We start from the raw sequence: 26,989 nt of genomic DNA on the forward strand, positions 1-26,989 counted from the left end.
GGAAGGGGCAGGGGGCATTCGGCAGCGCGCGCCCAAAGGAAGAACGACCAAGCGCACCCCAGAATGTCCCACCCGACCAGCCGCCAACCCAACCCAACCCAGGGGACGTGAGAGAGCACCCGGCCCCAACCCAGGGGACGTGAGAGAGGACCCGCACCCGCAACCCGGGGGATGTGAGAGAGGATCCACCCCAAACCCGGGGGACGTGAGAGAGGATCCGCCCACAACCCCGGGGAAGTGCGAGAGCGTTGGGAAGGGGCGGCGGTCGTCCGGCAGCGCGCGTCAAAGCGACGAAGGAGCAGCGCGCCGAGGACGACGCCGCCCCTCCAACACCCACTCCCGCCCCTCCAGCAGTCACACAGCAACCACACCCACCCGCCACTCCCCCGCCCCAACCAACTGCACTCCCCGGCGCTTCCCAACAAACGCCGGCAAACACGGAAAGGGCCGGCAACCCATGTGGTCGCCGGCCCTTTCGAACTGGATGTGTAATGAAGGCCTAGGCCGAAACCTCAATGGTCGCGAGGTTCTTCTTGCCACGACGGAGCAGCAGGTAGCGTCCGTGAAGCAATTGGTCCTGGCCAATAACTGCCTCGGGGTCGGAGACCTTGGTGTTGTTGACGTACGCGCCGCCTTCACCCACGGTCCGGCGGGCAGCGGACTTGCTGTCGGACAGTCCCGAAGCCACCAAAAGATCAATAATGCCCAGGCCATCTGCGGCAACGGTCGCGGACGGAAGCTCTGCCGTTGCGGCTTCGAGGGTTCGCTCATCAAGGACGCCGAGGTCGCCGTTGCCGAAAAGCGCGGCTGAGGCAGCGATGACCTTCTCGGTGGCGTCGACTCCATGGACCAGCGATGTGACCTCGAAAGCAAGCTTCTTCTGGCCTTCACGGGCAAACGGACGCTCCGCCACAGCTTCCCCGAGAGCCTCAATCTCAGCCCGCGAAAGGAACGTGAAGACCTTCAGGCGGTCCACGACGTCCGCGTCGGCCGTATTCAGCCAGAACTGGTAGAACGTGTACGGGCTGCACATGTCCGGGTCCAGCCAGATGGCGTTGCCTTCGCTCTTGCCGAACTTGGTGCCGTCGGAGTTGGTGATCAGCGGCGTACCCAGGGCGTGGACGCTCTTGCCCTCCACCTTGCGGATGAGTTCGGTTCCGCTGGTCAGGTTGCCCCACTGGTCCGAACCACCGGTCTGCAGCGCACAGCCGTAGTCACGGAACAGTTGGAGGTAATCCATGCCCTGCAGGATCTGGTAGCTGAACTCGGTGTAGCTGATGCCTTCGTCAGAGTTCAGGCGCGACGCAACAGCATCCTTGCGGAGCATGGTGCCCACGCGGAAGTGCTTGCCGATCTCACGCAGGAAATCGATGGCGCTCAGGGGCGCGGTCCAGTCCAGGTTGTTCACCATGCGGGCGGAGTTCTCGCCCTCGAAACTCAGGAAGCGGCGCACCTGGCCCTGCAGGTACCCGACCCACTCGGCAACGGTGTCCTTGGTGTTCAAGGTGCGTTCCGCCGTCGGGCGTGGGTCGCCGATCAGGCCGGTGGACCCACCCACCAGACCCAACGGCTTGTGGCCTGCCAACTGCAGCCGCCGCATCACCAGCAACTGCACCAAGTTGCCCAGGTGCAGGGACGGCGCGGTGGGATCGAAGCCACAGTAATACGTGATCGGGTCCCCGGCGAGCAGCTTTTCCAGTTCCGTTTCATCAGTGGAAACGTGGACCAGGCCGCGCCATTTGAGCTCCTGCCAGACGTTGGCAAAGGCGGGATCGTTGTGCTGGGACTCGAGGTTGTTTACGTGTGACACGAGATCTAAGTTAGCAGGATTGAAGGGGCCCGTTTTCCTAGCGCTCGATGCCCGCTGGTACCGGAGCGGCAGCAATGAGGCGCAAACGCTGCGTGGCACGCGTCATGGCGACATAGAGGTCGCCCACCTTGCCGTGCTCATGGTTGAGCATCGCAGCTGGTTCCAGCACCACCACACCGTCGAATTCCAGGCCCTTGGCTTCCTTGGGGCTGATGACCACGATGTCCTGCTCGTAGCTGCCGGCACCTGTCCCGATGCGGCGCCCGTAGACCTCCCGCAGTGCAGCGGTGGCTTGGGGCAGCAGAGGTCCGTCGGCGATAACAGCCAGCAGGCCGCCGTCGATCGCTTCCACTTCCTCGGGCAGGACCTCCACGAGGTGCGAGACGATTCCCTCGGCATCAACGCGGTCCACAATGGGTGACCATTTGCCTTCACGAACAGCCTTGGGGGCTGAGACCACCAAGCCTGCACGGTTGGCCATGCGGACGGCGGCTTCGGCAATCTGGGAGGGCGTACGGTAGTTGACCGTGAGCTCTTCGAGCGTCCAGCGGTCACCGAACGACGCCGCCAGCGCACTTTGCCACGAATTGGCACCTGCCGCGGCGCTCGTCTGGGCGATGTCGCCCACAATCGTGAAGGATTTCAAAGGACAGCGTCGAACGAGCAGCCGCCATTGCATCGGTGAGAGTTCCTGGGCCTCGTCAACCACAATGTGGCCGAATGCCCACGAACGGTCGCTCGTGGCACGCTCTGCGGCCGTCAGCCGGGCTTCGCGTTCCTGGTTCTGGTCGGCGAGTTCTTCAGCCGAGACCAGAACGTCCACGCCCATGGCTTCCATGTTGGCCAGGGTCTGCTTGGCATTGGCAATGTCCCGGGCGCGGTCAGCTTCCTGCTGCGCCAGCCCCCGGCCGGCCGCCGGATCCAGCTCGCCCAGGAGTTCAGCCGCCTCATCCAGCAGGGGAACGTCCGCTTCGGTCCACGGCGCATCCACCGGCCGCTGCAGCAGGGCACGCTGGGCTGGCGTCAGGTGGGGCGTGCACGCTTCGAGAATGGCCGGCTTGCTGAAGAGTTCGGAGATGAGTTTCTCCGGCGTCATCGGCATCCAGCACAAGTTCAGCGCAATACGCACATCCCTTGCCGAGCGGACGTCCTCGGCCAGGTAGGCACGATCGGCGTTGTTGCCGATGTTTGCCTCCTCAACGAGGTCGGTCAGCTGCTCCGTGAGTTCGCGCAGGAGGATCTTGATGAACGTCAGGCGGGCTTCGTTGTGGGGCTTGCCGGTAGCACGTGCCTTCTCGCGGGCCCGCCGGACCTGGCGGACAGTGAGCGTCAGCTTGCGGGAATCAACCTCGAGTATGCGGTCCTCGGCGGGCGTCCGCTGGCGGTTCGCGACCGCGTTCGCCACCACCTTCGCCATGTCCAGTTTGCCTTTGAGGGCCGCGATGTCGGCATCGTCCTCGGGGATGGCGTTGATGCCCGGCATCAGGCGGCCGAGGCTTGCCATGACCACGCCCGTTTCACCGAGGGATGGAAGCACGCGCTCGATGTAATGCATGAAGGAGGACGAGGGTCCCACGAGCAAAACACCGGCACTCTTGAGCCGTTCGCGGTGTGTGTACAGCAGATAGGCAGCGCGGTGCAGGGCAACAGCGGTCTTGCCTGTACCGGGACCACCTTGGACCACCAGGGCGCCGGAAATGGAGGAACGGATAATCCGGTCCTGTTCGGACTGAATGGTTCCGACGATGTCAGACATCCGGCCGGTGCGTTTGGAGTTCAGCGCAGCGAGCAACGCGCCTTCACCCTGAAGGGAGTCGTTGTCCGCGAGCATTCCCGCATCCAGGACATCATCCTCAATGGCCTTGACGTCACGCCCCTGCAGGATCAGGTGACGACGACGACGCACACCCTGCCGGTCGAACGCGGTGGCCTGGTAAAAGTGCCCTGCCTCCGGCGCACGCCAGTCCACCATCAACCGTTGGAGATCGGCTGTGGAAAGACCGATGCGGCCGATGTATTGGGCTTCACCCGAATCAAGGTCCAGGCGGCCGAAGACCAAGCGGTCGTCGACGGCGTCGAGCTGGGCCAGGCGGTCCTCGTACAGGGCCGCGAACGCGTCACGTTCTGAAACGTTCTGCATGGTTCCCACCGCGCCGGCCTTGCGCACCTGCGCCAGCTGGGCGCGCTTTTCTGCGCGCAGCTCATCGAGCCGGGCATACAGCCCGGCCACATATTCCTGCTCGTGGACCAAATCAGCGTCGTGCATCGAACCGTAACCCCTATCGCAAAAGACAGACCGTCCATTCTACAGCGATTTTGGTAAACGTGGGGGGTACATGTCATGTGGTGGGACGCGTACTAAGGAACGATCCGATTTCTGGGCCGTGCTGCCTTGTATCGGGACACCGTGGGATCGTCCTCAATCCAAAACCGCCACGGATAATCGGTGCTTCCCCCTGGACCCGCTACTCCTACCCGAGGCCCGCTGGCGACAGCAGGTGCGGGCGTCGCGGGCAACCACAGGCTGAACGGTGAGGCGAGCGCGTCACGGCCGGTGTCCGCCGTCGTGAGTCCCAAAGCGGAGGCGAGCCGCGCTGGTCCGCTGGCGAGGTCTTTGTGCGATTTGGAAGCCGGGCGTCGGATAGCGGCGAGCCCTTCGCCTTCCACGATTTCTCCAGCGCGCAAGAGCAGTGCCGAGGGTGAACCGTCAGGGCCGCAGACGATGTTGGCGCAGTAGTGCATGCCGTAAGTGAAGTAGACATAAAGGAATCCGGGCGGCCCGAACATGGGTGCGTTACGGGCTGTGGGACCACCGAAAGTGTGGGAACCGGGATCGGGATGCTCTGAATCGCGCGGGCCCATATACGCCTCGACCTCTGTGAGCCTGACCGCGACGGGGCCGGCTTCCGAGTCGTGGGTGAGTACTGCGCCAAGTATCAGCGGGGCGATTTCGCGAGGATCGCCCTCGAGGAACCTTCGCACCTCCAGTGGATCGGTGACTTCGTTATTGGTGGACGAATTCATGAGCAGACCCTAGCAAGAAAACACCGAACGGCCATGTCCGATTTCCGCTAGCAGCGGTTCCTTGCGGCTGGCAGGATGAAGCTATGGATTTCTGGCAGCGCTACCGGGCGATCGACGCCCGCGACACCCGCTTTGACGGTCAATTCTTCACGGCTGTCAGTTCCACCGGCATCTACTGCCGCCCGTCGTGCCCTGCCCGCACACCCAAAGCGGCGAACGTCACCTTCTACGAGACATCCGCCGCTGCCCACGAAGCCGGATACCGCGCCTGCAAACGGTGCTTGCCTGAAGCCGTCCCGGGTACGCCCGCGTGGAACCTCCGCTCCGACGTCGCCGGCAGGGCCATGCGCCTGATCAACGATGGCGTGATCACCCGTGAAGGGGTGGACGGCTTGGCGCACCGCTTGGGCTACTCTGCCCGGCAACTCAACCGTATCCTCAGCAACGAACTCGGCGCCGGCCCCCTCTCACTGGCACGGGCCAGCAGGGCACAAACGGCCAGGACTCTTCTGGTCTCCACCACCATGCTCCTGGCAGACGTCGCGTTCGCCTCCGGATTCAACAGTGTTCGGCAATTCAACGACACCATCGGCGAAGTATTCGCGATGACCCCAACGGCGTTGCGCGCCACGGGTGCGAAGTCCGGCAGCCGTCGGGGTACTGTGGCGCCCTCAGGCATTGCCCCTGGCGCCTTGACACTCAGCCTGCCCTACAGGGAGCCCTTCGACCCCGGTATTTTCGACTTCCTCGCAGTTCGTGCAATCCCGGGAATAGAGTTGCCGGGAACAGGACCGGACGGAAGCAGAAGCTATGGAAGGACGCTCCGGCTAGCGGGCGGCTCTGCTTCTTTCAGCGTGAAGTACAGTCCCACCGCTGCTGGCAAGCCACTGCAGCTGACAGCCTCGGCAGTGGATCTCCACGATCTGCCTGCCCTGCTAAGCCGGGTCCGCCGTTTGTTCGATCTGGACGCCGATCCGCAGGCTGTTGACGCCACCTTGGCCTTGGACCCACGGCTGATGGACAGCGTTCAGGCAATCCCCGGTATCCGCGTCCCCGGTGCCGTGGACCCCCAGGAACTGCTTATCCGGGCCATGATCGGGCAGCAGATCACTGTGGCCGCAGCCAGAACTGCCCTCACTCAGTTGTCCGCGGCGGGTTCCCCGGCCGGAAATGGATCCCCCGGCTTGGAGCGCATGTTTCCAACCGCGGCTGAGCTTGCCAGCCATGGCCGCGAACTTCTTCGCGGACCTCAGCGACGGATCGACTCCATAGTCGCGGCAGCCGAGGCGATGGCTGTGGGCGCCCTGGATTTCGGCTACGGGGACGACGTCATCAGCCTCGAACAAAAGCTGCTCCCCCTGCCGGGCGTGGGGCCATGGACTGTTGGCTATGTGGCAATGCGTGTCCTGGGCGCGCCGGACGTTTTCCTGGCGAACGACGCCGCGATCCGGAACGGCTTGAAGGCTCTGCCGGCAGGCACTGGACTCAGCGCGGACTTCAGGGAGGTCAGCCCATGGCGTTCGTACGCCACCATGCATTTGTGGCGCGCGGCGTCAACGGCGCGGCCCGGAAGCAAATAAACACGTGGGACGTGAAAGAGCGTCCGGCCCACACCCCGGGGATGTGAGCGAGCGTCCGGCCCACACCCCGGGGACGTGAGCGAGCGTCCGGGAAACACCCCGGGGATGTGAGCGAGCGTCCGGCCCAGACCCCGGGGGACGTGAAAGAGCGTCCGGCCCACACCCCGGGGATGTGAAAGAGCGTCCGGCCCACACCCCGGGGAGGTGAGCGAGCGTCCGGGCTTTAGCGGGCGGCGGGTTGGGGTGACGGCCAGGGCAGAAGTTCCGGCAGGTCCACTCCGTCGGCTGCTGCGGTGGCGCGGAGGCTGCCCAGGCTGGGTTCCCTGCCCGCAAGCCACGCGGCGATGTCGGTCAGCATGCCGGTGATGGCGATTGAAGTGCCGCCTGTGCCAATGCTGAGCTGGGGCAGGCCTGTTGGTTGCAGGACGAACTTATAGGTTTCCGGAACGCGTGCAGCGAGGAACCCGATGAGGTGTTCGCAGAAGGGCCGGCTCCACGTCTCGGGCCCGTATCCCAACCCCAGGTCCGAGGCATGGATAGTGAGCTCCCGCCAAAGGGCCAGGCCACCATCGAACACTGTTCCGTCCCTGTAAGCGATGCGGGCCTGCCAGTCCTCGGGGGCCAAGGAATCGAACGCGGCGATCACTGCCTCCACCGCAGTGGTGACGGACTCCGTGTGCTGGGCCAGGCTGTGCCCGGCGGTAAGTTCGATTGCCTTGTTCCGGCCGTCCATGCCGCCGTCGTACAGTTCGATACTTTCACCGCGTCGCGCATACTCAAGTTGCCGTGCCATGGCTTTGGATATTCCGGCCACGTGGGCCAGGACGTGGCCCCGGGTCCAGCCGGGCAGTTCCGACGGTTCAGCGACGGACGAGTCGTCCAGTTTGGTGAGGAGGCGGGTGAGGGTGCCGGCGGCTTTGTGAAGCTCGGCGGGCAGCGCCTCGGGGGTGATCTGAGTCATAGCGCCATGCTAACGCACGCTTAAACGCCTGTGGGACAGCACGTGACGTGCCATCCCACAGGTCATGCAGATACAACTAGCCGGCGTAGGAACGCGCTGCGTCCAGTTCCGCTTCGAGTGCCGTCAGTTGGCGCTCGACGGCGGCTGGTGCCGTCCCGCCCTGCGAGTTGCGGCTGTTGAGCGAACCTTCCGTGCTGAGGACACTGCGGACCTCGGGAGTCAAGTGCTCCGAGATCGTTGAGTACTCCTCGTCGGTCAGGTCCCACAGCTCAACGCCACGGCCTTCGGCCTGCTTGACGGCAGCGCCGGAGAGCTCGTGGGCCTCGCGGAAGGGGACGCCCTGGCGGACCAGCCACTCAGCGATGTCCGTTGCCAGTGCGAAGCCCTGGGGTGCCAGGGATTCCATGCGTTCGGTGTTGAACTTCAACGTGGCAATCATGCCGGACACGGCCGGAAGCAAAAGCTCCAGGGTGTCGGCGGCGTCGAAGACCGGTTCCTTGTCCTCTTGCAGGTCTCGGTTGTACGCGAGCGGCAATCCCTTGAGCGTTGCCAGCAGCCCGGTCAGGTTGCCGATCAGGCGCCCTGCCTTGCCGCGGGCAAGCTCGGCAACGTCCGGGTTCTTCTTCTGCGGCATGATCGAGGACCCCGTGGAATACGAGTCATGCAGCGTGACGAAGGAGAATTCCTTGGTTGCCCAGAAGATGACTTCCTCGGAGATCCGGGACAGGTCCACACCGATCATGGAACAAACCCAGGCGAACTCGGCGAAGACGTCGCGGGAGGCGGTGCCATCGATCGAGTTGTGCACAGCCGAGAAGAAACCGAGATCGGCGGCGACGGCCTCGGGATCCAGTCCCAGGGAGGAGCCAGCCAGGGCACCTGAACCATACGGCGAAACACCGGCCCGCTTATCCCAGTCCTGGAGACGCTGCACGTCGCGCAGCAATGCCCACGCGTGAGCCAGGAGGTGGTGGCTGAGCAACACCGGCTGGGCGTGCTGCAAGTGTGTCCGGCCCGGCATGGCAACGCCCTGGTGGGCCTTTGCCTGCTCTACGAGGGCATCGATGGTGGCTAGGACGCCACCGGCAATGATCCGGGCGTGGTCACGCAGGAACATCCGGCCAAGCGTTGCCACTTGGTCGTTGCGGGAACGGCCGGCGCGGAGCTTGCCGCCCAGCTGGGTTCCGGCACGTTCGATCAGACCACGCTCCAAGGAACCGTGAACGTCCTCGTCGCTCTCGGCCGGCAGGTAGGCGCCGCTTGCGACGTCCTCGTCCAGCTGGGTGAGGGCTGCAAGCATGCCCTCGAGCTCGGCGTCGTCCAACAGTCCGGCCTTGGCCAGCACGCGGGCGTGAGCCTTGGAACCTGCGATGTCGTAGCGGGCCAACCGCCAGTCAAAGTGGGTGGACTTGCTCAGTGCGGCCAGCGCATCCGCAGGGCCGCCGGCGAACCGGCCGCCCCACAGTGCACCTTCGTTTGTTGCGGACGTCATTACTGCCCTGCGACGCGCAGGTCGCGGCCGGAGGCAACCTTGGAGGACATGCCCCACAGCTCGATGAAGCCACGTGCCATGGACTGATCGAAAGTATCGCCGGTGTCGTAGGTGGCGAGATCGAAGTCGTACAGCGAGGTCTCGGAGCGACGACCGTTGACGATCGCCTGGCCACCGTGGAGGACCATGCGGATGTCACCGGAAACGTACTGCTGCGTGTCCTCGATGAAAGCGTCCAAGGAGCGCTTCAGCGGGGAGAACCACTGGCCGTCGTAGACCAGCTCGGACCAGCGCTGGCCAACAGTTGCCTTGAAGCGGGCCTGCTCGCGCTCGATGGTGATGTCCTCGAGGTGCTTGTGCGCGGTGATCAGTGCCATGGCACCCGGGGCTTCGTAGATTTCGCGGGACTTGATGCCCACGAGGCGGTCCTCGACCACGTCGATGCGGCCAACGCCTTGGGCGCCTGCACGGCGGTTCAGTTCCTGGATGGCCTGCAGCGGGGTGACTTTGACGCCGTCGATCGCTACCGGAACGCCGGCCTGGAAGGAAATGGTGACCTCATCCGGTGCCGGCGGGAATTCCGGGGTGGCGGTGTAGTCGTAGATGTCCTTGGTGGGCGCGTTCCAGATGTCCTCGAGGTAGCCGGTCTCGACGGCGCGTCCCCAGACGTTCTGGTCGATCGAGTACGGGTTCTTCTTGGTGGTCTCGATCGGCAGTCCCTTTTCCTCGGCGAAGGCGATGGCCTTGTCGCGGGTCAGGGCGAGGTCGCGAACCGGTGCGATGCACTTCAGGTCCGGGCCGAGGGTCTGGATGCCGACTTCAAAGCGGACCTGGTCGTTGCCCTTGCCGGTGCAACCGTGGGCAACGGTGGTGGCGCCGAATTCGCGTGCAGCTTTCACGAGGTGCTTCACAATGACCGGGCGGGAGATGGCCGAAACCAGCGGGTAGTGGCCCTGGTAGAGGGCGTTGGCCTTCAGCGTGGGCATGGCGTACTCGTTGGCAAACTCATCACGGGCGTCGGCCACGTAAGCCTCGACGGCGCCGCAACCGAGGGCGCGTTGGCGGATGGTCTCCAGGGACTCACCGCCCTGTCCGACGTCGACGGCCACAGCGATGACCTCGGCGCCGGTGGCTTCACCGATCCAGCCGATGGCTACGGACGTATCAAGGCCACCGGAGTAGGCCAGAACAATGCGCTCAGTCACGAGAGTGCTCCTTTGTTGTTGCTTGGTTCATTCGAATCAATGCTGTGTGAATCAATGCTGAAAAAGATCAATCAGTTGCCAGGCCCGGCTTCTTCGGCCATGCGCAGGAAACGCGCCGCCAGTTCGGCCCCACCGTCGGGGTCGCGGGCGACCAACAGCAAAGTGTCGTCGCCTGCGATCGTACCCAATACAGAGGGCATCACCGAGTGGTCCACGGCCAGTGCCAGGAAGTTCGCAGCTCCGGGCGGGGTGCGGAGCACCACGATGTTGCCCGAGGCCTCCGCCGTCACCAGGAGTTCTCCGCAAAGCCGGGTCAACCGCGCATCCAGGATTTCCTGGGTGACGCCGCTCTTGGCATTGCGGTCCCCGCCCTCCCCCGGAACGGCGTAAACCAACGCGCCTTCCTTTCCGCGGACCCGGACTGCGCCCAGTTCCACGAGGTCCCTGGACAACGTGGCCTGGGTGACCTGGACGCCGTCGTCCGCCAGCAGGGCTGCAAGCTCTGCCTGGGAACGCACGGACTCACCCGTCAGGATCGCGGTGATGCGCGCCTGACGGGCAGTCTTGGTGGCCGGGCTGGCACCCGGCACGGAGGGATTGGTGGACACTAGAACGTGCTCTCTCCGGTGCCTTCAACAGGTGCCAGGCCCTCAACAAAAGCCAGTCCGGAGCGGTGCATCAACCAGGCCATGAGCGCCTTCTGGGCGTGGAGGCGGTTTTCCGCCTCATCCCAGACAATCGACTGCGGGCCGTCGACGACGCCGGCTGAAATTTCGTAGCCCCGGTAAGCGGGGAGGCAGTGGAGCACGACGGCGTCCGGCGCGGCTTGCGCCATGGCGGCCTCGTCCACGGAGTACTCACGGAAGAGGTTCATGCGGGCTTCTTTTTCGGATTCCTGCCCCATGGAAACCCAGGTGTCCGTTGCCACGACGTCGGCGCCTTTGAGGGCTTCGGCGGCATCGCTGGTGATCAACACCGACCCGCCCGTCTCGGCAGCGCGCTGTTCCGCTGCAGCCACGATCTCTGCTGCAGGCAGGTACCCTTCCGGGCCGGAGATGCGAACGTGCATTCCGGCTGTGACACCGGCAAGCAGGTACGAGTTGGCCATATTGTTCGCGGCATCACCCAGATAGGCCATGCTCAAGCCGGCCAGTTCGCCCTTGTGTTCCTTCACGGCCAGGAGGTCGGCCAGGAGCTGGCAGGGGTGGTAGTCGTCGCACAGGGCGTTGATGACGGGCACTTTGGAGTTTTCCGCCATCGCTACCAGGCCCGAGTGGGCACCCGTCCGCCACACAATGGTGGAAACCATGCGCTCCAGGACCTTCGCGGTGTCCTCCACGGATTCCTTGTGCCCGATCTGCGCCTCGCCAGGGTTGATGATCAGTGCGTTCCCGCCCATATCCGCAATACCGGTGGCGAATGAAACACGCGTGCGGGTGGAGGTCTTATCGAAGATGACGGCGACGGTCTTGCGGCCGTTTCCCTCCGCGGCGAAGGGCTGGACGCTGTAGGGCGCTGCCTTCATCCGGGCGGCGAGGTCCAGGACCTCTGCCTGCTCGGCCGGGCTCAGGTCCGTGTCCTTGAGGAAGTGACGGGTGGTTGACGTGCTCACTGTGCATCCTTAGCAGTCTGGGCGATGGCCGTGGCGATCAGGGTGGGAAGGGCGGAGACGAAACGCTCGGCCTGCTCGATGGTCAGGATCAGCGGAGGGGCCAGACGGATGGTCCGCGGCCCCGGGCTGTTGATGATGAAACCGGCGTCCAATCCTGCAGTAACCATGGCAGGGGCGATGTCGGCGTTCACATCGAAGCCGATCAGCAGGCCCTCACCACGGACCTCGGTCACGGCCTCAATGGCTGCCAGTCCTTGGCGCAGGTACTCCCCGACTGTGACTACGTTCTGCAGGACCCCCTGGCTTTCAATGGCGTGCAGGGTGGCAAGTGCCGCGGCGGTAGCCACCGGATTCCCACCGAATGTGGTGCCGTGCTGCCCGGCGGTGAGCAGGGCCGACGTCGTACTTCCGAAAGTGATCAGCGCCCCTACCGGGAAGCCGCCACCGAGGCCCTTGGCGAGCGTGACAGCATCGGGCACGATGCCTGCCTCTTCGCTGGCAAGCCACTTGCCGGTACGGCCAATGCCCGTCTGGACCTCATCGAGGATCAACAGTGCGCCGGCAGCCGTAGTAGCTTCGCGTGCAGCCTGCAGGTATTCGGCGCTGAGCGGGCGAACACCCGCTTCGCCCTGGATGGGTTCCAGGAAGACAGCGGCGGTTGAATCGTCGACGGCGGCACGCAGGGCTTCGATGTCACCGAACGGAATGTGGACCACACCGCCGGGCAGTGGCTCGAACGGCGCGCGGTAGGCCTCTTTGGCCGTGAGCGCCAGCGCACCCATGGTCCGTCCGTGGAAGGCGCCCTCCAAAGCAATGATCTTGGTCCGCTTTCCTCCGGAGTTGTTCCGGCGGGCCAGCTTGAACGCAGCTTCGTTGGCCTCGGTGCCGGAGTTGGCAAAGAAGACCTTGGAACCCTCCGGAGCCTTGCTGAGGGCCAGGAGCTTTTCGGCCAAAGCGATCTGCGTGGGGCTCGTGAAGAAGTTCGAGACATGGCCGAGTGTGGCCAACTGGCTCGAAATCACGGACGTGACGAACGGATGTGCGTGGCCCAGGGCATTCACGGCGATGCCGCCCAGGAGATCCAGGTATTCCTTGCCGTCGGCATCCCAGACGAGGCACCCGGCGCCACGGACCAGGACACGCTGCGGAGTACCAAAGACACCCATCAGCGAGGACGAGTAACGGGCAAGCCAATCAGCGCCAGAGCTCTGGGAAACGAGGGTGGTTGCGGCAGCCTCCGCAGCGATGGGGGCCCCGCCCGCTTCGCGGTGCCCGACCACGCCCGGCCCCCCATCGCTGCTGCGGCTTTCGGCGGTATGGCTCAGTTCGGTGCTCATGCGTTCACTTCCTCGTCGGGTACTACTTGGGTGCCGATGCCCGCCGTCGTGAAAGTTTCCAGCAGCATCGAGTGCGGCAGACGGCCGTCCACGATGTGCGCGCGCTCCACGCCCTCATCGATGGCTTTAAGGCAAGCAGCCATTTTGGGGATCATGCCGGACTCCAGGCGAGGAAGCATCTCGCGGAGCTCTGATGCTGTCAGCGACGAGATCAGCGACGATTTGTCCGGCCAGTTGGCATACAGGCCTTCGACGTCGGTGAGGATAACCAGTTTGGTGGCACCCAAGGCCGACGCGACGGCGGCGGCTGCGGTGTCGGCGTTGACGTTCAGGACTTGGCCGGTGGTGGGACCGGAGCCGGCGCCGTCGTCGAGAATTTCAGGGGCGACGGTGGAAATCACGGGGATGCGGCCGGCGTCGAGAATGTCCTTGATACCTGCGGGATCGACGCCCACTACTTCGCCTACAAGGCCCAGGTCCACTTCTTCGCCATCCACAACAGTGCCCGTGCGGACGGCACGCAGCAGCCCGCCATCTTCCCCGGACATGCCCACGGCATAGGGGCCGTGGGAGTTGATGAGGCCGACGAGTTCGCGGCCTACCTGGCCGGTGAGGACCATCCGCACTACGTCCATGGCCTCAGGCGTGGTGACACGCAAGCCACCTTTGAACTCGGATTCAATCCCGAGGCGTCCGAGCATGGAGTTGATCTGGGGTCCACCACCGTGGACCACCACGGGGTGGATGCCCACGTGATGAAGGAACACAATATCCTCAGCGAAGGCACGGCGGAGGTCGTCGTTGACCATGGCGTTGCCGCCGTACTTGATCACCATGGTGGTGCCGGCAAATCGCTGGATCCACGGCAGGGCCTCGATCAGGGTGCCGGCTTTATCCTGGGCTGATTTGGCTGATACGTGGCTCGTGGAGGTCGTTTCGCGGGTATGCGCAGTCATCGTCATGGGCTCAGCTCGAGTAGGCACTGTTTTCATGCACGTAATCGTGCGTGAGGTCATTGGTCCAAATCGTGGCCTCGGCGTCTCCGGCTTGCAGGTCGATTTCGACCAGCACTTCGCGCGGCTCCAGGTCCACCAGGTTCCGGTCATCGCCGATTGCACCGTTGCGGCAGATTTGGACACCGTTCATGGCAACGTTCAACTGGTCCGCCTCGAACGCAGCATCCGTGGTTCCTACTGCCGAGAGCACCCGGCCCCAGTTGGGGTCCTTGCCGAAAATGGCTGCCTTAAACAGGTTGGAACGGGCCACGCTGCGGCTGACGATTTCGGCGTCGCGTTCGCTGGCCGCGTTGAATGTGCGGATGGCGATGTCATGGCTGGCGCCTTCGGCATCGCCGATGAGCTTGCGCGCCAGTTCGGCGCAGACCTGGGTGACGGCTTCGCTCAGTTGCGCGGCAGACGGCAGCGCTTCAGAAGCTCCCGAGGCCATCAGCACTACGGTGTCGTTGGTGGACATACAGCCATCAGAGTCCGCGCGGTCAAAGGTGACCCGGGTGGCATCGCGGAGTACGACGTCGAGCTCATCGGCAGGAACCTCGGCGTCGGTGGTGAGAACGACCAACATGGTGGCAAGGCCCGGCGCGAGCATGCCGGCGCCCTTGGCGATGCCGCCCACGGTGAACTGCTTGCCCTCCGCGTCCTTGCCCGTGAAGACCGCTTCCTTGGAGACGCTGTCCGTGGTCATGATGGCAGTTGCCGCTGCTGAGCCGCCGTCCTCGGACAGCTCACCGAAGGCCGCCTCGACGCCCGGGATGATCTTGTCCATGGGCAACTGCTCACCGATCAGGCCCGTGGAGCACACCACGACGTCGGAAGCTGAGACTCCCAGCACGGCCGCCACTTTCTCGGCCGTTGCATGGGTGTTCTGGAAGCCCTGCGGGCCGGTGCAGGCGTTGGCCCCACCGGAGTTCAGGACCACGGCGTCCACCCGGCCATCGCTGACTACCTGGCGGGACCAGTGAACGGGTGCAGCGGCGACCCGGTTGGATGTAAAGACCGCAGCGGCAGCCTTGGAGGGGCCGTCGTTGACTACGAGGGCCAGGTCCGGGTTACCGGAGGCCTTGATACCGGCTTTGATGCCGGATGCGCGGAATCCCTTGGGTGCGGTAATGGTCACGGTGCAACTCCCTGGAGGTTCAGGCCGGCGGTTTCATCCAGGCCGAGGGCAATGTTCATGGACTGCACGGCTCCGCCGGCGGTCCCCTTGGTGAGGTTGTCGATGGCACACGTCACGATGACCCGGCCTGTGTGCTGGTCATAGGCAAGTTGCATCACGGCGTGGTTGGAGCCCTGTACCGACTTGGTGGCAGGCCATTGGCCTTCAGGCAGAAGGTGGACAAACGGCTCGTCGTCGTAGGCGTCCGCCCAGGCTTGGCGGAGCTCGGTTTCAGTAACACCTTGGGCAACCTTCGCTGTGGCTGTGGTCAGGATGCCCCGACTCATGGGAGCCAGCGTTGGAGTGAAGGAAACCGTGACAGGTTCCCCTGCAGCGTTGGACAGCCCCTGTTCAATTTCAGGGGTGTGCCGGTGTCCGCCGCCAACACCGTAGGGGCTCATGGATCCCATGACCTCGGCGCCGATCAGGTTGACCTTGGCAGCCTTTCCGGCACCCGATGTCCCTGAAGCGGAGACAATGACGACGTCGTCCGCCAGGAGGAGATTGTTGGCAAACCCGGGCGTCAAGGCGAGCAGCGCCGACGTCGGGTAGCAGCCGGGAACGGCGATGCGCGTAGCACCTTTGAGGGCTTCCCGCTGGCCGGGAAGTTCAGGCAAGCCATAAGGCCACGTGCCGGCATGGGCCGAGCCGTAGAACTTTTCCCAGGCAGCCGCGTCCTGCAATCGGTGGTCCGCACCGGCGTCGATGACTATGGTTCCCTCGGGCAACTGCGCCGCGATCTCAGCCGAGGCGCCATGGGGAAGGGCGAGGAACACGACGTCGTGGCCCGAAAGGTTCTCCACGGTGGTGTCTTCGAGAATCCTGCTGGCCAAACCATGGAGATGCGGCTGCAGCTCCCCTAGTCTTGAACCGGCGTTGCTGTGTGCGGTGATGGCACCAATGGTGACGTTGGGGTGGCCCGCGAGCAGGCGCAGCACTTCTCCTCCGGCGTAGCCGCTGGCACCGGAGACGGCAACAGAAATAGTCATGACTCCACTGTACAGCAAGAATATTCATGCCGTCCGATATTTATGCATGCAATTGTGAGCAGTCTCATTATTTTGGAGATAAGCCGTATGCTTAGTGGAGGGTGATCCAGACCGTGCAGTCCGAACGTCGGCTGCAGCGTTGCCCGTTAGCGATACGGGGCACATTTATGTCACCCACGTCCACCGCTGAGCGCCCCAAAGCTCGCGCAATTCAACCAAACCCCGTCGTCCAGAGCTACTCAGAGCTCCTCAAGAGTGTTAAGGCCGCCGGACTTCTCGAGCGCCGCACCGGCTTCTACATTTGGGTCTTCGTGGCCCTGGTCCTGCTGATGGCCGGCACCTGGCTCGGCTTCGCACTCATCGGAGATTCCTGGTACCAGCTGCTGATTGCCGCAGCCGTAGGCATCCTGTGCACGCAACTGAGCTTCCTGGCCCACGAGGCCGGGCACAAGCAGATCTTCGCTTCCCGGCGCGCCAATGACTGGTCAGCCCGTCTCCTGGCCACCGGCGTGGCCGGCATCAGCTACTCCTGGTGGGAACAGAAGCATGGAGCCCACCACAACCACCCCAATGTCATCTCCAAGGACCCGGACATCCGGAACAACGCCCTGGTGTTCCACGAGGACGCCGCCGCGGAACGCAAGGGCCGCCTGGCCTTCCTCACCAAGAAGCAAGGCTGGTTCTTCTTCCCGCTCCTGACGCTGCTGGGCTTGAGCCTGCAGTTCGATTCCCTTCGCTTTGTCTTCGGCAAGCAAAACGTGCGCCACCGCTGGGTTGAAACGCCTATCCTCGTGGCCAGGCTCGCCGCCCTCCCGGCCCTCGCCTTCACGTTCCTGCCCATCGGTATGGCGTTCGCCTTCCTGGGCGTGCAGATCATGGTTTACGGCTTTTACATGGGCGCCTCATTCGCCCCGAACCACAAGGGCATGCCGGTCCTCCCCAAGGACAGCCGCGTGGACTTCCTGAACCGCCAGATCCTGACCTCGCGCAACATCTCCGGTGGCCTCTTCATGGACTTCCTCCTGGGTGGACTCAACCGTCAGGTGGAGCACCACTTGTTCCCGGACATGGCCCGCCCGCACTTGTTCAAGGCCACCAAGATTGTGCGTGAGTTCTGCGCCAAACACTCCATCTCCTACACGGAGACCACGTTGATGCAGTCCTACGGGATCGTGGTCAGGTACCTCAATGAGGTAGGCCTGGCGGCAGGCCGTGGCTTCGACTGCCCGGTGGCTTCGACGCACGGACGCTTCTAGGCGTTCCACAAGGGAAGCCCCAACTTCCCTAGGATGGAATCTGAAACCGGGCACCGGAAGGACCGTCCCGGAGTGAGGAGCCACCATGACGCACGCCATCGTTGCACAGCAGCCCGGAGGACCCGAGGTCCTCGAGTTCGCCTCCGTGGAACCACCAACTCCTGGCCCCGGCCAGCTGCTGATCAAGGTCGCAGCTGCCGGGGTCAACTTCATTGAGACCTATCAGCGCAGCGGTATTTACACAGTGGAGTACCCCTTCACTCCCGGCGCTGAAGCAGCAGGCACCGTCGAGGCCGTCGGCGACGGAGTCGAGGAATTTTCCGTGGGCGACCGCATCGCTACGGCCGAGGGGTCAAGGACCTACGCGGAGTACGCCCTGGTGGACGCAGGCAAGGCGCTTCCGGTCCCGGACGGCGTCGACGACCACACCGCCGCAGCCCTGCCGCTGCAAGGAATCACCGCCCATTACCTGATGAACTCATCGTTCCGGGTAGAGCCGGGCCACACCGTCCTGCTTCATGCAGGTGCCGGTGGTGTGGGCCTGCTGTTGACCCAACTGTTGAAGGCCCGTGGCGCCCGGGTGATCACTACCGTCTCTTCGGACGAAAAAGCGGATCTGTCCACTCTGGCCGGTGCCGATGAGGTGCTCCGCTACGACGGGTTCGCCGACAAGGTCCGCGAACTTACCGACGGAGAAGGCGTCAACGTGGTGTACGACGGCGTCGGCAAGGACACGTTCGATGATTCCTTGAAGAGCCTGCGCATCCGCGGGGCCATGGTGCTTTTCGGTGCAGCCTCCGGCCCTGTGCCGCCTTTCGATCCCCAGCGCCTTAATGCGGCCGGATCGCTGACCCTGACCAGGCCCACCATGGCGCACTTCGTTCAGAACGCACAGGAACGCCGGTGGCGCTCAGCTGAAATTTTCGACGCCGCTGCCAACGGCACGCTCGCTGTCAGGGTGGGCGCAACGTACCCGCTCGCGGAGGCTGCCCAGGCACATAGGGACCTTGAGGGCCGCCGCACCACTGGCAAGGTCCTGCTGGTTCCATAATTACCGGTGCCCGGCCCCCAACGGCGAATGACGTGCAGGAAAACTGTGGATCAACAAAGTGTGTCGAGGAGGAAACGGCGGACACCTTTTGTTCATCTTTCTGCGGAAAGCTGACGTCGTGAGCACAGAACATTCCTTGGGGGCCGGGCATACCCCTGCCTTGACCACGTATCGCCCCCAGCTACCGGGAGGCGCTGCCGCCCCTGCCGAGCGCACCCTCATTGACATCCTGGAAGAAACTGCCTCGTCATTTCCCGAGGCCTCGGCGCTCGATGACGGCCACAAGTCCCTGAGCTACACCGAACTGCTCAAGGCAGTCCGGGCCTTTGCCGCCCGACTCAATGCAGCGGGCCTGGGGCGGGGCGACAAGGTCGGCATCCGGATTCCCTCCGGCACCAACGAGCTTTACATCGCCATCCTGGGAATTCTCATGGCTGGCGCGGCCTATGTTCCTGTTGATGCGGACGACCCCGAAGAGCGCGCCCGCCTGGTGTTTGGCGAAGCCAAGGTCGGTGCCATCATCGCCGCGGGATTGGAGATCGAACTTTTGGGTGCCGCCCGGGAGCCCGCCTCCATGCCGTCCACGCCCGGCCTGGATGACGATTCCTGGATCATCTTCACTTCCGGTTCCACTGGAACTCCCAAGGGGGTTGCGGTCAAACATCGTTCCTCGGCAGCGTTCGTGGACGCAGAGGCCCGGATCTTCCTCCAGGCCGAACCGATCGGTCCGCAGGACCGGGTACTGGCCGGGCTCTCGGTCGCCTTTGATGCATCCTGCGAAGAAATGTGGCTTGCCTGGCGCCACGGCGCCTGCCTGGTACCGGCGCCGCGTGCCTTGGTACGTACCGGCATGGACTTGGGGCCCTGGCTCATCAACCACGGCATTACCGTCGTTTCAACCGTGCCCACCCTCGCTGCGCTGTGGCCTGCCGAGGCGCTTGAAAACGTCCGTCTCCTCATCTTCGGCGGCGAAGCCTGCCCGCCCGAACTGGCCGAGCGCCTCGCCGTGGACGGCCGGGAGGTGTGGAATACGTACGGACCTACCGAAGCAACCGTTGTTGCCTGCGCTGCCCCGTTGGGCGGGCCCGGACCCGTGCGTATCGGGCTGCCGCTGGATGGCTGGGACCTGGCCGTCGTCGATCCCCAAGGCGTCCCGGTGGCAGAAGGTGAGATCGGCGAACTGATCATCGGGGGTGTGGGACTGGCCCGCTACCTCGATCCCGCCAAGGACGCCGAGAAGTACGCGCCCATGACGACGCTGGGATGGGACCGGGCCTACCGCTCCGGTGACCTGGTGCGATTCGAAGCCGAGGGCCTGATCTTCATGGGCAGGGCCGACGAACAGGTCAAGCTGGGTGGGCGCCGGATCGAACTGGGCGAAGTGGATGCGGCTCTTCAGTCATTGCCCGGCGTGGCCGGGGCCGCGGCAGCAGTGCAGACAACGGCTGCCGGCAACCAGATCCTCGTCGGATATCTGGCCCCCGTTGAAGGCCATGAATTGTCCATGGAGGAAGCACGCCGACTTCTGGGCGAAAGCCTTCCGGCCGCCTTGATCCCCCTGCTGACCGTCGTGGATTCGCTCCCCACCAAGACCAGCGGCAAAGTGGACCGCCATGCACTCCCCTGGCCGCTGGCCGGAGCCGGTGCCACCGAGGCAGGCAACGCCCCGCTGAATCTTCCCGATGACGCCCGCTGGGTGGTGGAGCAGTGGGAGTCTGTACTTGGCAGTCCCGTCAGTTCGCTCGACGCCGACTTCTTCGCCTACGGCGGTGGGTCCTTGGCTGCGGCGCAACTCGTTTCCGCCCTCCGCGTCCGCTATCCCACCATCACTGTGGCGGACATCTATGCCACGCCGCGCGTGGGCGCGTTGATCGACGCCGCCCGGCAGTCACTTCCCGACGGCGGCGTGCCGGGGCCCGCTGCTGAGCGCACCGTCCGTCCCACGGCGCTGAAGTCGCAGATTTTCCAGGTCCTGATGGGCGTGCCCCTGCACATCCTGGTGGGCATGCGTTGGCTCACCTACCTCATGGCCGCCAACAGGCTGCTGTCAGACTTCGCCGGCTTTGCCGCCGCACCGGTGGTCTCGTGGTGGTGGATCGCAGCATCATGGCTGGTTTTCGTCAGCCCTCTGGGCCGGATGGCGATCTCCGTGGTTGCAGCCAGGGTGCTGCTTGGAAGGATCCAGCCCGGCACCTACCCTCGTTCCGGCAAAACCCATCTCCGATTGTGGCTTGCCGAGCAAATACAAGACCTCTCGGGTGCCATCGGTCTGGCCAGTGCTCCCTTCGTCCCCTATTACGCACGGGCCCTCGGCGCCAAGATCGGCAAAGACGTCCACCTGCATTCGCTGCCGCCTGTCACCGGGCTGCTCTCCTTGGGCAGCGGGGCGAACATTGAGCCCGAGGTGGACCTTTCAGGCTGGTGGGTTGACGGTGACTCCGTCCACATCGGCCAGATCCATGTGGGAGCCGGTGCAGTAGTGGGCGCCCGAAGCACCCTGATGCCGGGGGCCACCATTGGCGCAGGCGCCCATGTCGATGCCGGATCTGCCGTGCTGGGCAAGGTGAAGGCCGGACATCTTGTTGCCGGCTCCCCTGCGGAACGCCGCGGTAAGGCCAAGCACGAATGGCCGGACACCATCAGCCGGCGGCCGGTGGTCGACAGGCTCTGGTTCTCCGCTTTTGCCAGCGCTTCGGCTTTGCTGGCGCTTATCCCCTATATCTCGGCGTTCGTTGGTGCCCTGGTGGTTCTGGCGTTCATCCAGGGCCACGAGTCGTTGGAAACAGCGCTTCCACAGATTGCCCTCGCCGTTCCCCTGGCGGCCTTGGTGTGGTTCTTCGGCAACCTTGTACTCATCTTGATTGTTGCCAGGCTTCTCGGTTTGGGTTTGAAGGAGGGGTACTACCGGGTGCGCAGCCGGATCGGTTGGCAGGTGTGGGCCACAGAGCGACTCCTGGACATGGCGCGAGACCTCCTCTTCCCGGTCTACGCGAGTCTCTTCACGCCTCTCTGGCTACGACTCCTCGGGGCCAAGGTAGGCAAAAACGTGGAAGCTTCCACGGTGCTCCTTGTTCCAAAGATGACCACCATCGGGGACGGAGCCTTCCTTGCCGACGACACCATGGTGGCCTCGTACGAACTTGGTGGCGGCTGGATGAAAATCGCGCCGGCCAAGATCGGCAAGCGCTCCTTCCTGGGCAACTCAGGAATGACCGCCGCAGGGCGTAACGTCCCCAAAAACTCCCTCGTTGCCGTGCTGTCCGCCACGCCGGCCAAGGCAAAGTCCGGCACCTCGTGGCTTGGCAGCCCGCCCGTCAGGCTGCGCCGCACCGCCGTCGATGCTGACCAGACCCGCACGTTCCGCCCGGCACTGAAACTGAAGATCGCCAGGGCGTTGTGGGAACTGTGCCGCCTGATACCGGTCATCCTCACTGTGGCAATCGCCGTCAGCGTGATGCTGGTTCTGGATTGGATTGCACGAGGATGGGGTTACTGGATCGCAGCAGTCCTGGGTGGCGTGGTGATGCTCGCAGCAGGAGCCGTGGCAGCGCTCAGCTCCGTCCTCGCCAAGTGGGTTCTGGTGGGAACCATCCGTGCAGGCGAACACCCCCTGTGGAGCTCGTTTATCTGGCGTAACGAGGTGGTGGACACCTTCATCGAGATGGTGAGCGCACCCTGGTTTGCCCGCTCTGCCGCCGGAACTCCGGCCTTGGTGTGGTGGCTTCGCGGCCTCGGCGCCAAGATCGGCCGTGGAACCTGGTGCGAGAGCTACTGGCTGCCCGAAGCTGACCTCGTGACCCTGGGAGAGAACTCCACCGTCAACCGTGGTTGTGTTGTCCAGACGCACCTGTTCCACGACCGCGTGATGAGCCTGGATACAGTGACGCTCGGCAACGGAGCCACCATGGGTCCGCACGGCGTCATCCTCCCTGCCGCCAGCATCGGCGACGGCGGAACTGTTGGTCCGGCGTCGTTGGTAATGCGCGGTGAGACGGTCCCTGCCGGAACGTATTGGATGGGCAACCCAGTGAGCCCGTGGGTGGGCCCGTCAGCACAAGCGCCGCGCCTGAAGTAGATTGGACGGATATGGCCGCACCAATCCCCACCCCCAAAACCGACGCCGACCCCTACACTTTGGACCACGGCAGCACCAGCTATCGTGTGGACCGGTACGAGTTGGACCTCGATGTCCGGCTGGGCAGCAACAAGCTGATCGGCAAAGCGGTCCTGCGATGCACTGCCTTGGAATCCACGCCCCAGATCGTCCTGGATTTGGTGGGCCTGCGGGCAAGCAAAGTTCAGTTGGACGGCAAGAAGCTCCAGAAGTTCAGCCATCGGGCAGAGCATCTGGTACTTGCCCCCGCGTCCCCGCTCAAGGCAGGTCAGCAGTTCTCCTTGGAGATCCGCTATGACGGCAATCCCCAGCCGCGGCGCGGCCTGTGGGGTGACGTGGGGTGGGAAGAACTGAACGACGGCGTCCTGGTGGCCGGCCAGCCCAATGGCGCGGCGTCCTGGTTCCCCTGCAACGACCATCCCCGCTTCAAGTCCAGCTTCCTCATCTCCGTGACCACCGACGACAACTACCGACCGGTGTGCAACGGCACCTTGATCTCCCACTCCCGCAAGTCCAGCAGGGAGACCTGGGTCTACGAACAAGCTGAACCCATGGCCACCTACCTTGCTACCGTGCAAATCGGCCGGTACGTCAAGGTTCCCTTGCACGTTGACGACACCCACCACCGGGTGCCGCAGTTCGTAGCAGTCACTCCGGAAATGGCCGTCGACGCCCTCCAGGGACTCCGACGCCAGCCGGACATGATGCGTACCTTCGAGGATTGCTTCGGTCCGTATCCGTATGCCGACTACACCTCGGTGGTGACTGAAGACGAGCTGGAAATCCCGTTGGAAGCCCAAACTGTCTCCATCTTCGGCCGCAACCATATGCGCGATTCCTGGGATGCCCAGCGCCTGATCGCCCACGAGTTGTCCCATCAGTGGTTCGGCAACTCACTGACCGTGAGCAGCTGGAAAGACATCTGGCTGCATGAAGGATTCGCCTGCTACGCGGAGTGGCTGTGGTCCGAGGAATCCCGGACCATGACCGTTGCTGCGCGGGCAACGGCTGCGTGGAAAAGGCTCGACGCCGGCCCGCAGGACTTGTTGGTGGGCGATCCCGGTCCCGAGTTGATGTTCGATGACCGCGTCTACAAGCGCGGAGCCCTGGCCGTCCATGCCGTACGGATCGCGGCCGGCAACGAGGCGTTCTTCGGATTCCTGCAGCATTGGACGGCCACCAACCGTCACAGCTCGGTGTCAACGGAGGCGTTTATTGAGGCTGCGGATTCATTCATTCCGGGCTTTGATGCTGGGTCGATCCTCCGGCCATGGCTTTACGAGGCTGCGCTTCCGGCGCTGCCTTCCGCGCGTTAGCCGAGGGCAAGAGCGGCGACTAACCCCTCAGGCAGTTCTTTTTCGGTGACGTCGCTCAGGCCGGGCAGATCCAGCACATCCAGCTCCGCGGGGTTGCGCCTCAGGCCTTCCCCTGTCATCTTCAGCCACGCCTCTTTGCGTGCCCACAGGCGGGCGCGCTGACTATTTCGCTGCTGGTCCTGGATGGTCAATAGGAAGCGTTTTTCGTTTGCGGTCAGCGCGACGTCGTCGAATCCTTCGAAGGCTGCCTTGTCAGTCGATTCAAGGTCCACCCCCAGCCGGAGCTCTTCGGGAGGATGCACGACGCCGGCCAGCAGCACCCAGCCCGACGCTCTGGAGGCGCTGAGCGCCAGAGGTGCGGGGCCGCCGTCGAGCATGAACCCTGGGCGACCATGGTCCTGGGCGGGGCCGCACTGCGGGCAGTGATATTCGGGGACGAGTCGGCGGGACTCCACTCCCAGGAGCGTCGCAGCAAAGTGCAGTGCAGCAATCCGGCCGGCCACGAACTCGTCACGGTCTGCGGGGTTGGCGTAGCGAAGGGCGCGCTCGAGGGCCAGCTGGCCGAGCAGTTCAATCGCGTTTCCTGCGCCGGGCGTCTCATCGAGCCTCCACAGGTCAAGCACCGGATTCTGCATCACGCCCTCCTCTCACGGCTAAGTCCCCAGCCCAATGTCGCAACAGCTACGGGTGGATTTCCCCTTCTGTGAGGCTTCAAACGACTCTGCCATCGTCCCGTGTCCATGCCCAAATCGGGTAACTGCAGGACTCTCGCTGCCGAGGCAACCATGGGATACGAAAATACGCAATGTTGAGTACGGATTGCACGGCCACCATTTCCTGCTCCTTTTCAGTAGCGCCAGCGGAGATCGACGGCACCTTCAACCAGCACAGTGTTGAAGGGAATGTCAGCGTGTCCGCGCTCATATCCCAGACCGACGGTTGTGGACCATGCCTTTCCAACATCTTGAACAGCCCGAAGGTACGTCTGCTGCTCTGCACTTTCTCTGGAAAGCACCAACTCAGCGTTGCTGATGATGGTCAAATATCGTCGTGCAGGGAGCCACTCCAAGTCTTTCAGGCACTCGTCAAAGGCGCTCCAGTTCCCACCGAAGTAGTCCGGAAATGAAAAATTCTGCTTGTACTCTGCGAAGAGCTGATCCAGGGTGAGCATTTTGGATCCATCCAGGTCGACAACCAGAACGTCAACTCCTCTGAGCGCCTGGCGCACGAACTGAGCCTGCTCCAGGGTTGCCGCATGAACCCAAGGGGCGGTCTCGCTCGTCACTGAATCGACAACGTATGCCCCGTCCATCCGCCTATTCTCCACGAATTTTTGGACGCTCCGCCGCAGCGAGGAATCGACCAACATTCGACCGCCCTAACACCGGAGCTCCCACACAGACGAGAAGCATCTCCCTGTCCGGCATTCTTGGTGGCGGCCAGGTCAGTCCACGAGCCCGACTCAGGCTCGCTGTTCCCGGACAGGATCCAGGGGTGTTTGGGGGTCTGCTCGAACCGGGAACCAGTCCAGTGTTTCGAGGTCGGGGTGCCGCCGGAGGGTCTCGATCAGTTCTTTGCTGCCGAAGACCTTGGATCCCAGCAGGTCCCAGTCTGTCCAAACAGCCCACGCCCGGTCCTCCGGCCACCAAAACTCAGGCGTGTGGTTGGGAAGAGTTGGTTCCAGCAGTGCCGGCAGGAGCGCTTCGAGTTCGAAGGAGACGATCTGCCGTCGCCTGATTCCATCGGCACCGACCACGACGCCCAATATGTCGTCCGCGTATCGGTCCGCAGCGGCGAAGATTCCATGCACCCGCTGAGTTTTTGTCGCGGATTGGAGCAGGGGTAGAAGCGCTTCCAGCTCCACTTGACCAATGGTCCCGCTCATGGGTTGGTACACAAAGTCAGCACCAGGCAGAATAAGCCCAGCCTCATCCCACCCCACCATCGCGTCCCATCGGAAACATGGAGGAACTTCCAACCCCCGGAACGCCCCTCGCAGCGGAACGCCTTTGATATTGGCCACTTCGCTCCACCTGATCCTGACGAACTCAGACGGCGGAGCCACAAGGTAGATCGGGCCTTTATCCTCCTCAGCGAGCAGACCCGGATCAACACCAAGGGGACATACGTATTGATTGTGGAGAATCCAGACACTGTCGTCGCAACCAGGTGGAAGGACGGCCGTCTCCGCTGCGTTGACGACGTCTTCGCCTAGCCACGACAATTCCTCCTCAAACCCTTTGGTTGACCAACGGGCAGGCAAAGGGCTTCTAGGCTGCTCAGACATGCGCGACCCCGGAGGCAGGACAGTATCCTCGGTATTCATGAGCAGAACCTACCATCAGGCATCCCAGAGGCCATCCCCTCAGCCGCGTTACCTGGTAGGTGTGAGATGCAACTACCCGCTTGCGCTTGATCTCAGCGAGGAGACCCCGGTCAATTCGCCCCAGTGTATTCGTTCCGCACGAGGGCGCCCGCGCCGTTGGCTGATTGCTTACCTTTGTTCGATAGTCTCAGCGGGTGACTGACTATCGGCAACATCCCGGCGTCGTGGTGCATTGGCACCACGGCTCATTCCAGCCGCTTCCCGAAGCCCTGGACGCGCCTGACACCATCTGGTTTGCGCTGCCTCCGGAACCGAACACCGAGCAAATGTGGGAAGGACTTCGCGGCCGAGTTGAAGCAGGGGGCACAGCCACTGTTCTGGCAGTGCCGGCATATCTCTACGACATCAACTTTGGCGACCACGTGAACGTCATGCGCTCGGCAGAGGACGCCGTCGTTGCCACAGGACTCGATCACGACGAATCGAACTTCACCTTCCGTATCATGCTGAAATCGGATGACCCCGATGCATGGCTACCGTTGGCCACTGAACTCGCCCAGCTCGGCTGCATCCTTGATGTCATGTCTCCGCGGTTCTTCGCCGTGTCCTGCAGCGAAGCTTTGTCACAGGTTGTCGCCGACAAGCTGTTTACCCTGCAGAACAACGACGAACTTCACTATGAAACCGGCAGGACGAAACTGCCGGAGCCCAAACAGGCGTAGCTTCCGGGCTGCTGGCTTTCTT

Annotated in this window: 21 protein-coding genes; 6 read left to right on the top strand and 15 right to left on the bottom strand. The window is 63.7% G+C overall.

Translation table 11 applies throughout. From position 1 onward, the window contains the following. Positions 1-499: 499 nt before the first annotated feature. The 3 genes from tyrS to BLQ01_RS05485 all read right to left on the bottom strand — a co-directional run bounded on the left by tyrS (position 500) and on the right by BLQ01_RS05485 (position 4,834). Positions 500-1,810, bottom strand: a complete 1,311-nt coding sequence (gene tyrS, locus BLQ01_RS05475) for a tyrosine--tRNA ligase (protein ID WP_091550522.1) — start codon at positions 1,808-1,810, stop codon at positions 500-502. Between the two features lie 37 nt (positions 1,811-1,847). Continuing rightward, positions 1,848-4,076, bottom strand: coding sequence for a HelD family protein (locus tag BLQ01_RS05480; protein ID WP_091550524.1), 2,229 nt, complete (start codon positions 4,074-4,076; stop codon positions 1,848-1,850). 92 nt (positions 4,077-4,168) lie between these two features. Then, a complete protein-coding gene (locus tag BLQ01_RS05485; RefSeq protein ID WP_091550525.1) occupies positions 4,169-4,834 on the bottom strand; it encodes a DNA-3-methyladenine glycosylase in 666 nt (221 codons plus the stop codon). 83 nt (positions 4,835-4,917) lie between these two features. Here BLQ01_RS05485 and BLQ01_RS05490 point away from each other — a divergent pair, with 83 nt between their 5' ends. After that, the gene (locus tag BLQ01_RS05490; RefSeq protein WP_091550527.1) at positions 4,918-6,414 is read left to right on the top strand and encodes an AlkA N-terminal domain-containing protein; all 1,497 of its coding nucleotides are present in this window, start codon (positions 4,918-4,920) and stop codon (positions 6,412-6,414) included. A 223-nt stretch (positions 6,415-6,637) separates the two neighbouring features. On the opposite strand, the gene BLQ01_RS05495 is transcribed toward BLQ01_RS05490, so the two are convergent. The 9 genes from BLQ01_RS05495 to argC all read right to left on the bottom strand — a co-directional run bounded on the left by BLQ01_RS05495 (position 6,638) and on the right by argC (position 16,182). Next, positions 6,638-7,375, bottom strand: a complete 738-nt coding sequence (locus BLQ01_RS05495; protein ID WP_091550528.1) for a maleylpyruvate isomerase family mycothiol-dependent enzyme — start codon at positions 7,373-7,375, stop codon at positions 6,638-6,640. Positions 7,376-7,451: 76 nt separating this feature from the next. Continuing rightward, entirely contained in the window at positions 7,452-8,867 is a 1,416-nt protein-coding gene (argH, locus tag BLQ01_RS05500; protein WP_026541619.1) for an argininosuccinate lyase, read from the bottom strand. Beyond that, on the bottom strand, positions 8,867-10,072 hold the full coding sequence (locus BLQ01_RS05505) for an argininosuccinate synthase (protein WP_026541618.1): 1,206 nt from the start codon (positions 10,070-10,072) through the stop codon (positions 8,867-8,869). The genes argH and BLQ01_RS05505 overlap by 1 nt, the downstream gene beginning before the upstream one ends. Before the next feature lie 71 nt (positions 10,073-10,143). Further along, entirely contained in the window at positions 10,144-10,680 is a 537-nt protein-coding gene (locus BLQ01_RS05510) for an arginine repressor (RefSeq protein WP_011774347.1), read from the bottom strand. Then, complete coding sequence (gene argF / locus BLQ01_RS05515) at positions 10,680-11,684, bottom strand: ornithine carbamoyltransferase (RefSeq protein ID WP_091550530.1); 1,005 nt, start codon at positions 11,682-11,684, stop codon at positions 10,680-10,682. The genes BLQ01_RS05510 and argF overlap by 1 nt, the downstream gene beginning before the upstream one ends. After that, positions 11,681-13,021 (bottom strand): acetylornithine transaminase, encoded by a 1,341-nt coding sequence (locus BLQ01_RS05520; RefSeq protein WP_254779243.1) that lies wholly within the window; start codon positions 13,019-13,021, stop codon positions 11,681-11,683. Before BLQ01_RS05520 ends, argF begins: the two co-directional genes overlap by 4 nt. After that, positions 13,018-13,977, bottom strand: a complete 960-nt coding sequence (gene argB / locus BLQ01_RS05525; protein ID WP_026547362.1) for an acetylglutamate kinase — start codon at positions 13,975-13,977, stop codon at positions 13,018-13,020. Before argB ends, BLQ01_RS05520 begins: the two co-directional genes overlap by 4 nt. Positions 13,978-13,987: 10 nt before the next feature. Continuing rightward, positions 13,988-15,154, bottom strand: coding sequence for a bifunctional glutamate N-acetyltransferase/amino-acid acetyltransferase ArgJ (gene argJ / locus BLQ01_RS05530; RefSeq protein ID WP_091550531.1), 1,167 nt, complete (start codon positions 15,152-15,154; stop codon positions 13,988-13,990). Continuing rightward, positions 15,151-16,182 (bottom strand): N-acetyl-gamma-glutamyl-phosphate reductase, encoded by a 1,032-nt coding sequence (argC, locus tag BLQ01_RS05535; protein WP_091550533.1) that lies wholly within the window; start codon positions 16,180-16,182, stop codon positions 15,151-15,153. The genes argJ and argC overlap by 4 nt, the downstream gene beginning before the upstream one ends. A gap of 167 nt (positions 16,183-16,349) precedes the next feature. Between argC and BLQ01_RS05540 the strand changes: the two genes are divergently transcribed. From BLQ01_RS05540 to BLQ01_RS05555, 4 genes are all read left to right on the top strand, one after another. Then, a complete protein-coding gene (locus tag BLQ01_RS05540; RefSeq protein WP_091550534.1) occupies positions 16,350-17,438 on the top strand; it encodes a fatty acid desaturase family protein in 1,089 nt (362 codons plus the stop codon). Positions 17,439-17,523: 85 nt separating this feature from the next. Beyond that, positions 17,524-18,489: a quinone oxidoreductase family protein gene (locus tag BLQ01_RS05545; protein ID WP_026547358.1), complete on the top strand. Its 966-nt coding sequence runs from the start codon at positions 17,524-17,526 to the stop codon at positions 18,487-18,489. A 118-nt stretch (positions 18,490-18,607) separates the two neighbouring features. After that, positions 18,608-22,564 carry a Pls/PosA family non-ribosomal peptide synthetase gene (locus BLQ01_RS05550; protein ID WP_175493358.1) on the top strand — a complete coding sequence of 1,319 codons (3,957 nt, stop codon included), beginning with the start codon at positions 18,608-18,610 and terminating at the stop codon, positions 22,562-22,564. Between the two features lie 11 nt (positions 22,565-22,575). Further along, complete coding sequence (locus BLQ01_RS05555) at positions 22,576-23,919, top strand: M1 family metallopeptidase (RefSeq protein WP_091550536.1); 1,344 nt, start codon at positions 22,576-22,578, stop codon at positions 23,917-23,919. On the opposite strand, the gene BLQ01_RS05560 is transcribed toward BLQ01_RS05555, so the two are convergent. The 3 genes from BLQ01_RS05560 to BLQ01_RS22065 all read right to left on the bottom strand — a co-directional run bounded on the left by BLQ01_RS05560 (position 23,916) and on the right by BLQ01_RS22065 (position 25,804). After that, the gene (locus tag BLQ01_RS05560) at positions 23,916-24,554 is read right to left on the bottom strand and encodes a 4'-phosphopantetheinyl transferase family protein (protein WP_091550537.1); all 639 of its coding nucleotides are present in this window, start codon (positions 24,552-24,554) and stop codon (positions 23,916-23,918) included. The two genes, BLQ01_RS05555 and BLQ01_RS05560, sit on opposite strands and share 4 nt — an antisense overlap. A gap of 212 nt (positions 24,555-24,766) precedes the next feature. Next, positions 24,767-25,231, bottom strand: a complete 465-nt coding sequence (locus tag BLQ01_RS05565; protein WP_091550539.1) for a barstar family protein — start codon at positions 25,229-25,231, stop codon at positions 24,767-24,769. A 150-nt stretch (positions 25,232-25,381) separates the two neighbouring features. Then, on the bottom strand, positions 25,382-25,804 hold the full coding sequence (locus BLQ01_RS22065) for a hypothetical protein (RefSeq protein WP_139183443.1): 423 nt from the start codon (positions 25,802-25,804) through the stop codon (positions 25,382-25,384). 635 nt (positions 25,805-26,439) lie between these two features. On the opposite strand from BLQ01_RS22065, the gene BLQ01_RS05575 reads away from it, so the two are divergent. Then, entirely contained in the window at positions 26,440-26,967 is a 528-nt protein-coding gene (locus tag BLQ01_RS05575) for a DUF4265 domain-containing protein (RefSeq protein WP_139183444.1), read from the top strand. Positions 26,968-26,989 lie beyond the last annotated feature (22 nt).

This window comes from Arthrobacter sp. UNCCL28, assembly GCF_900102805.1.
GTDB classification, from domain to species: domain Bacteria; phylum Actinomycetota; class Actinomycetes; order Actinomycetales; family Micrococcaceae; genus Arthrobacter; species Arthrobacter nicotinovorans_A.

Excerpts from the sequence above, each read along its gene's own strand:
- BLQ01_RS05480 (WP_091550524.1), bottom strand. The coding sequence starts at position 4,076 with ATGCACGACGCTGATTTGGTCCACGAGCAGGAATATGTGGCCGGGCTG.
- BLQ01_RS05485 (WP_091550525.1), bottom strand. The coding sequence starts at position 4,834 with ATGAATTCGTCCACCAATAACGAAGTCACCGATCCACTGGAGGTGCGA.
- BLQ01_RS05490 (WP_091550527.1), top strand. The coding sequence starts at position 4,918 with ATGGATTTCTGGCAGCGCTACCGGGCGATCGACGCCCGCGACACCCGC.
- BLQ01_RS05495 (WP_091550528.1), bottom strand. The coding sequence starts at position 7,375 with ATGACTCAGATCACCCCCGAGGCGCTGCCCGCCGAGCTTCACAAAGCC.
- argH (WP_026541619.1), bottom strand. The coding sequence starts at position 8,867 with ATGACGTCCGCAACAAACGAAGGTGCACTGTGGGGCGGCCGGTTCGCC.
- BLQ01_RS05520 (WP_254779243.1), bottom strand. The coding sequence starts at position 13,021 with ATGAGCACCGAACTGAGCCATACCGCCGAAAGCCGCAGCAGCGATGGG.
- argB (WP_026547362.1), bottom strand. The coding sequence starts at position 13,977 with ATGACTGCGCATACCCGCGAAACGACCTCCACGAGCCACGTATCAGCC.
- argC (WP_091550533.1), bottom strand. The coding sequence starts at position 16,182 with ATGACTATTTCTGTTGCCGTCTCCGGTGCCAGCGGCTACGCCGGAGGA.
- BLQ01_RS05540 (WP_091550534.1), top strand. The coding sequence starts at position 16,350 with ATGTCACCCACGTCCACCGCTGAGCGCCCCAAAGCTCGCGCAATTCAA.
- BLQ01_RS05545 (WP_026547358.1), top strand. The coding sequence starts at position 17,524 with ATGACGCACGCCATCGTTGCACAGCAGCCCGGAGGACCCGAGGTCCTC.
- BLQ01_RS05555 (WP_091550536.1), top strand. The coding sequence starts at position 22,576 with ATGGCCGCACCAATCCCCACCCCCAAAACCGACGCCGACCCCTACACT.
- BLQ01_RS05560 (WP_091550537.1), bottom strand. The coding sequence starts at position 24,554 with ATGCAGAATCCGGTGCTTGACCTGTGGAGGCTCGATGAGACGCCCGGC.
- BLQ01_RS05565 (WP_091550539.1), bottom strand. The coding sequence starts at position 25,231 with ATGGACGGGGCATACGTTGTCGATTCAGTGACGAGCGAGACCGCCCCT.
- BLQ01_RS22065 (WP_139183443.1), bottom strand. The coding sequence starts at position 25,804 with ATGAGCGGGACCATTGGTCAAGTGGAGCTGGAAGCGCTTCTACCCCTG.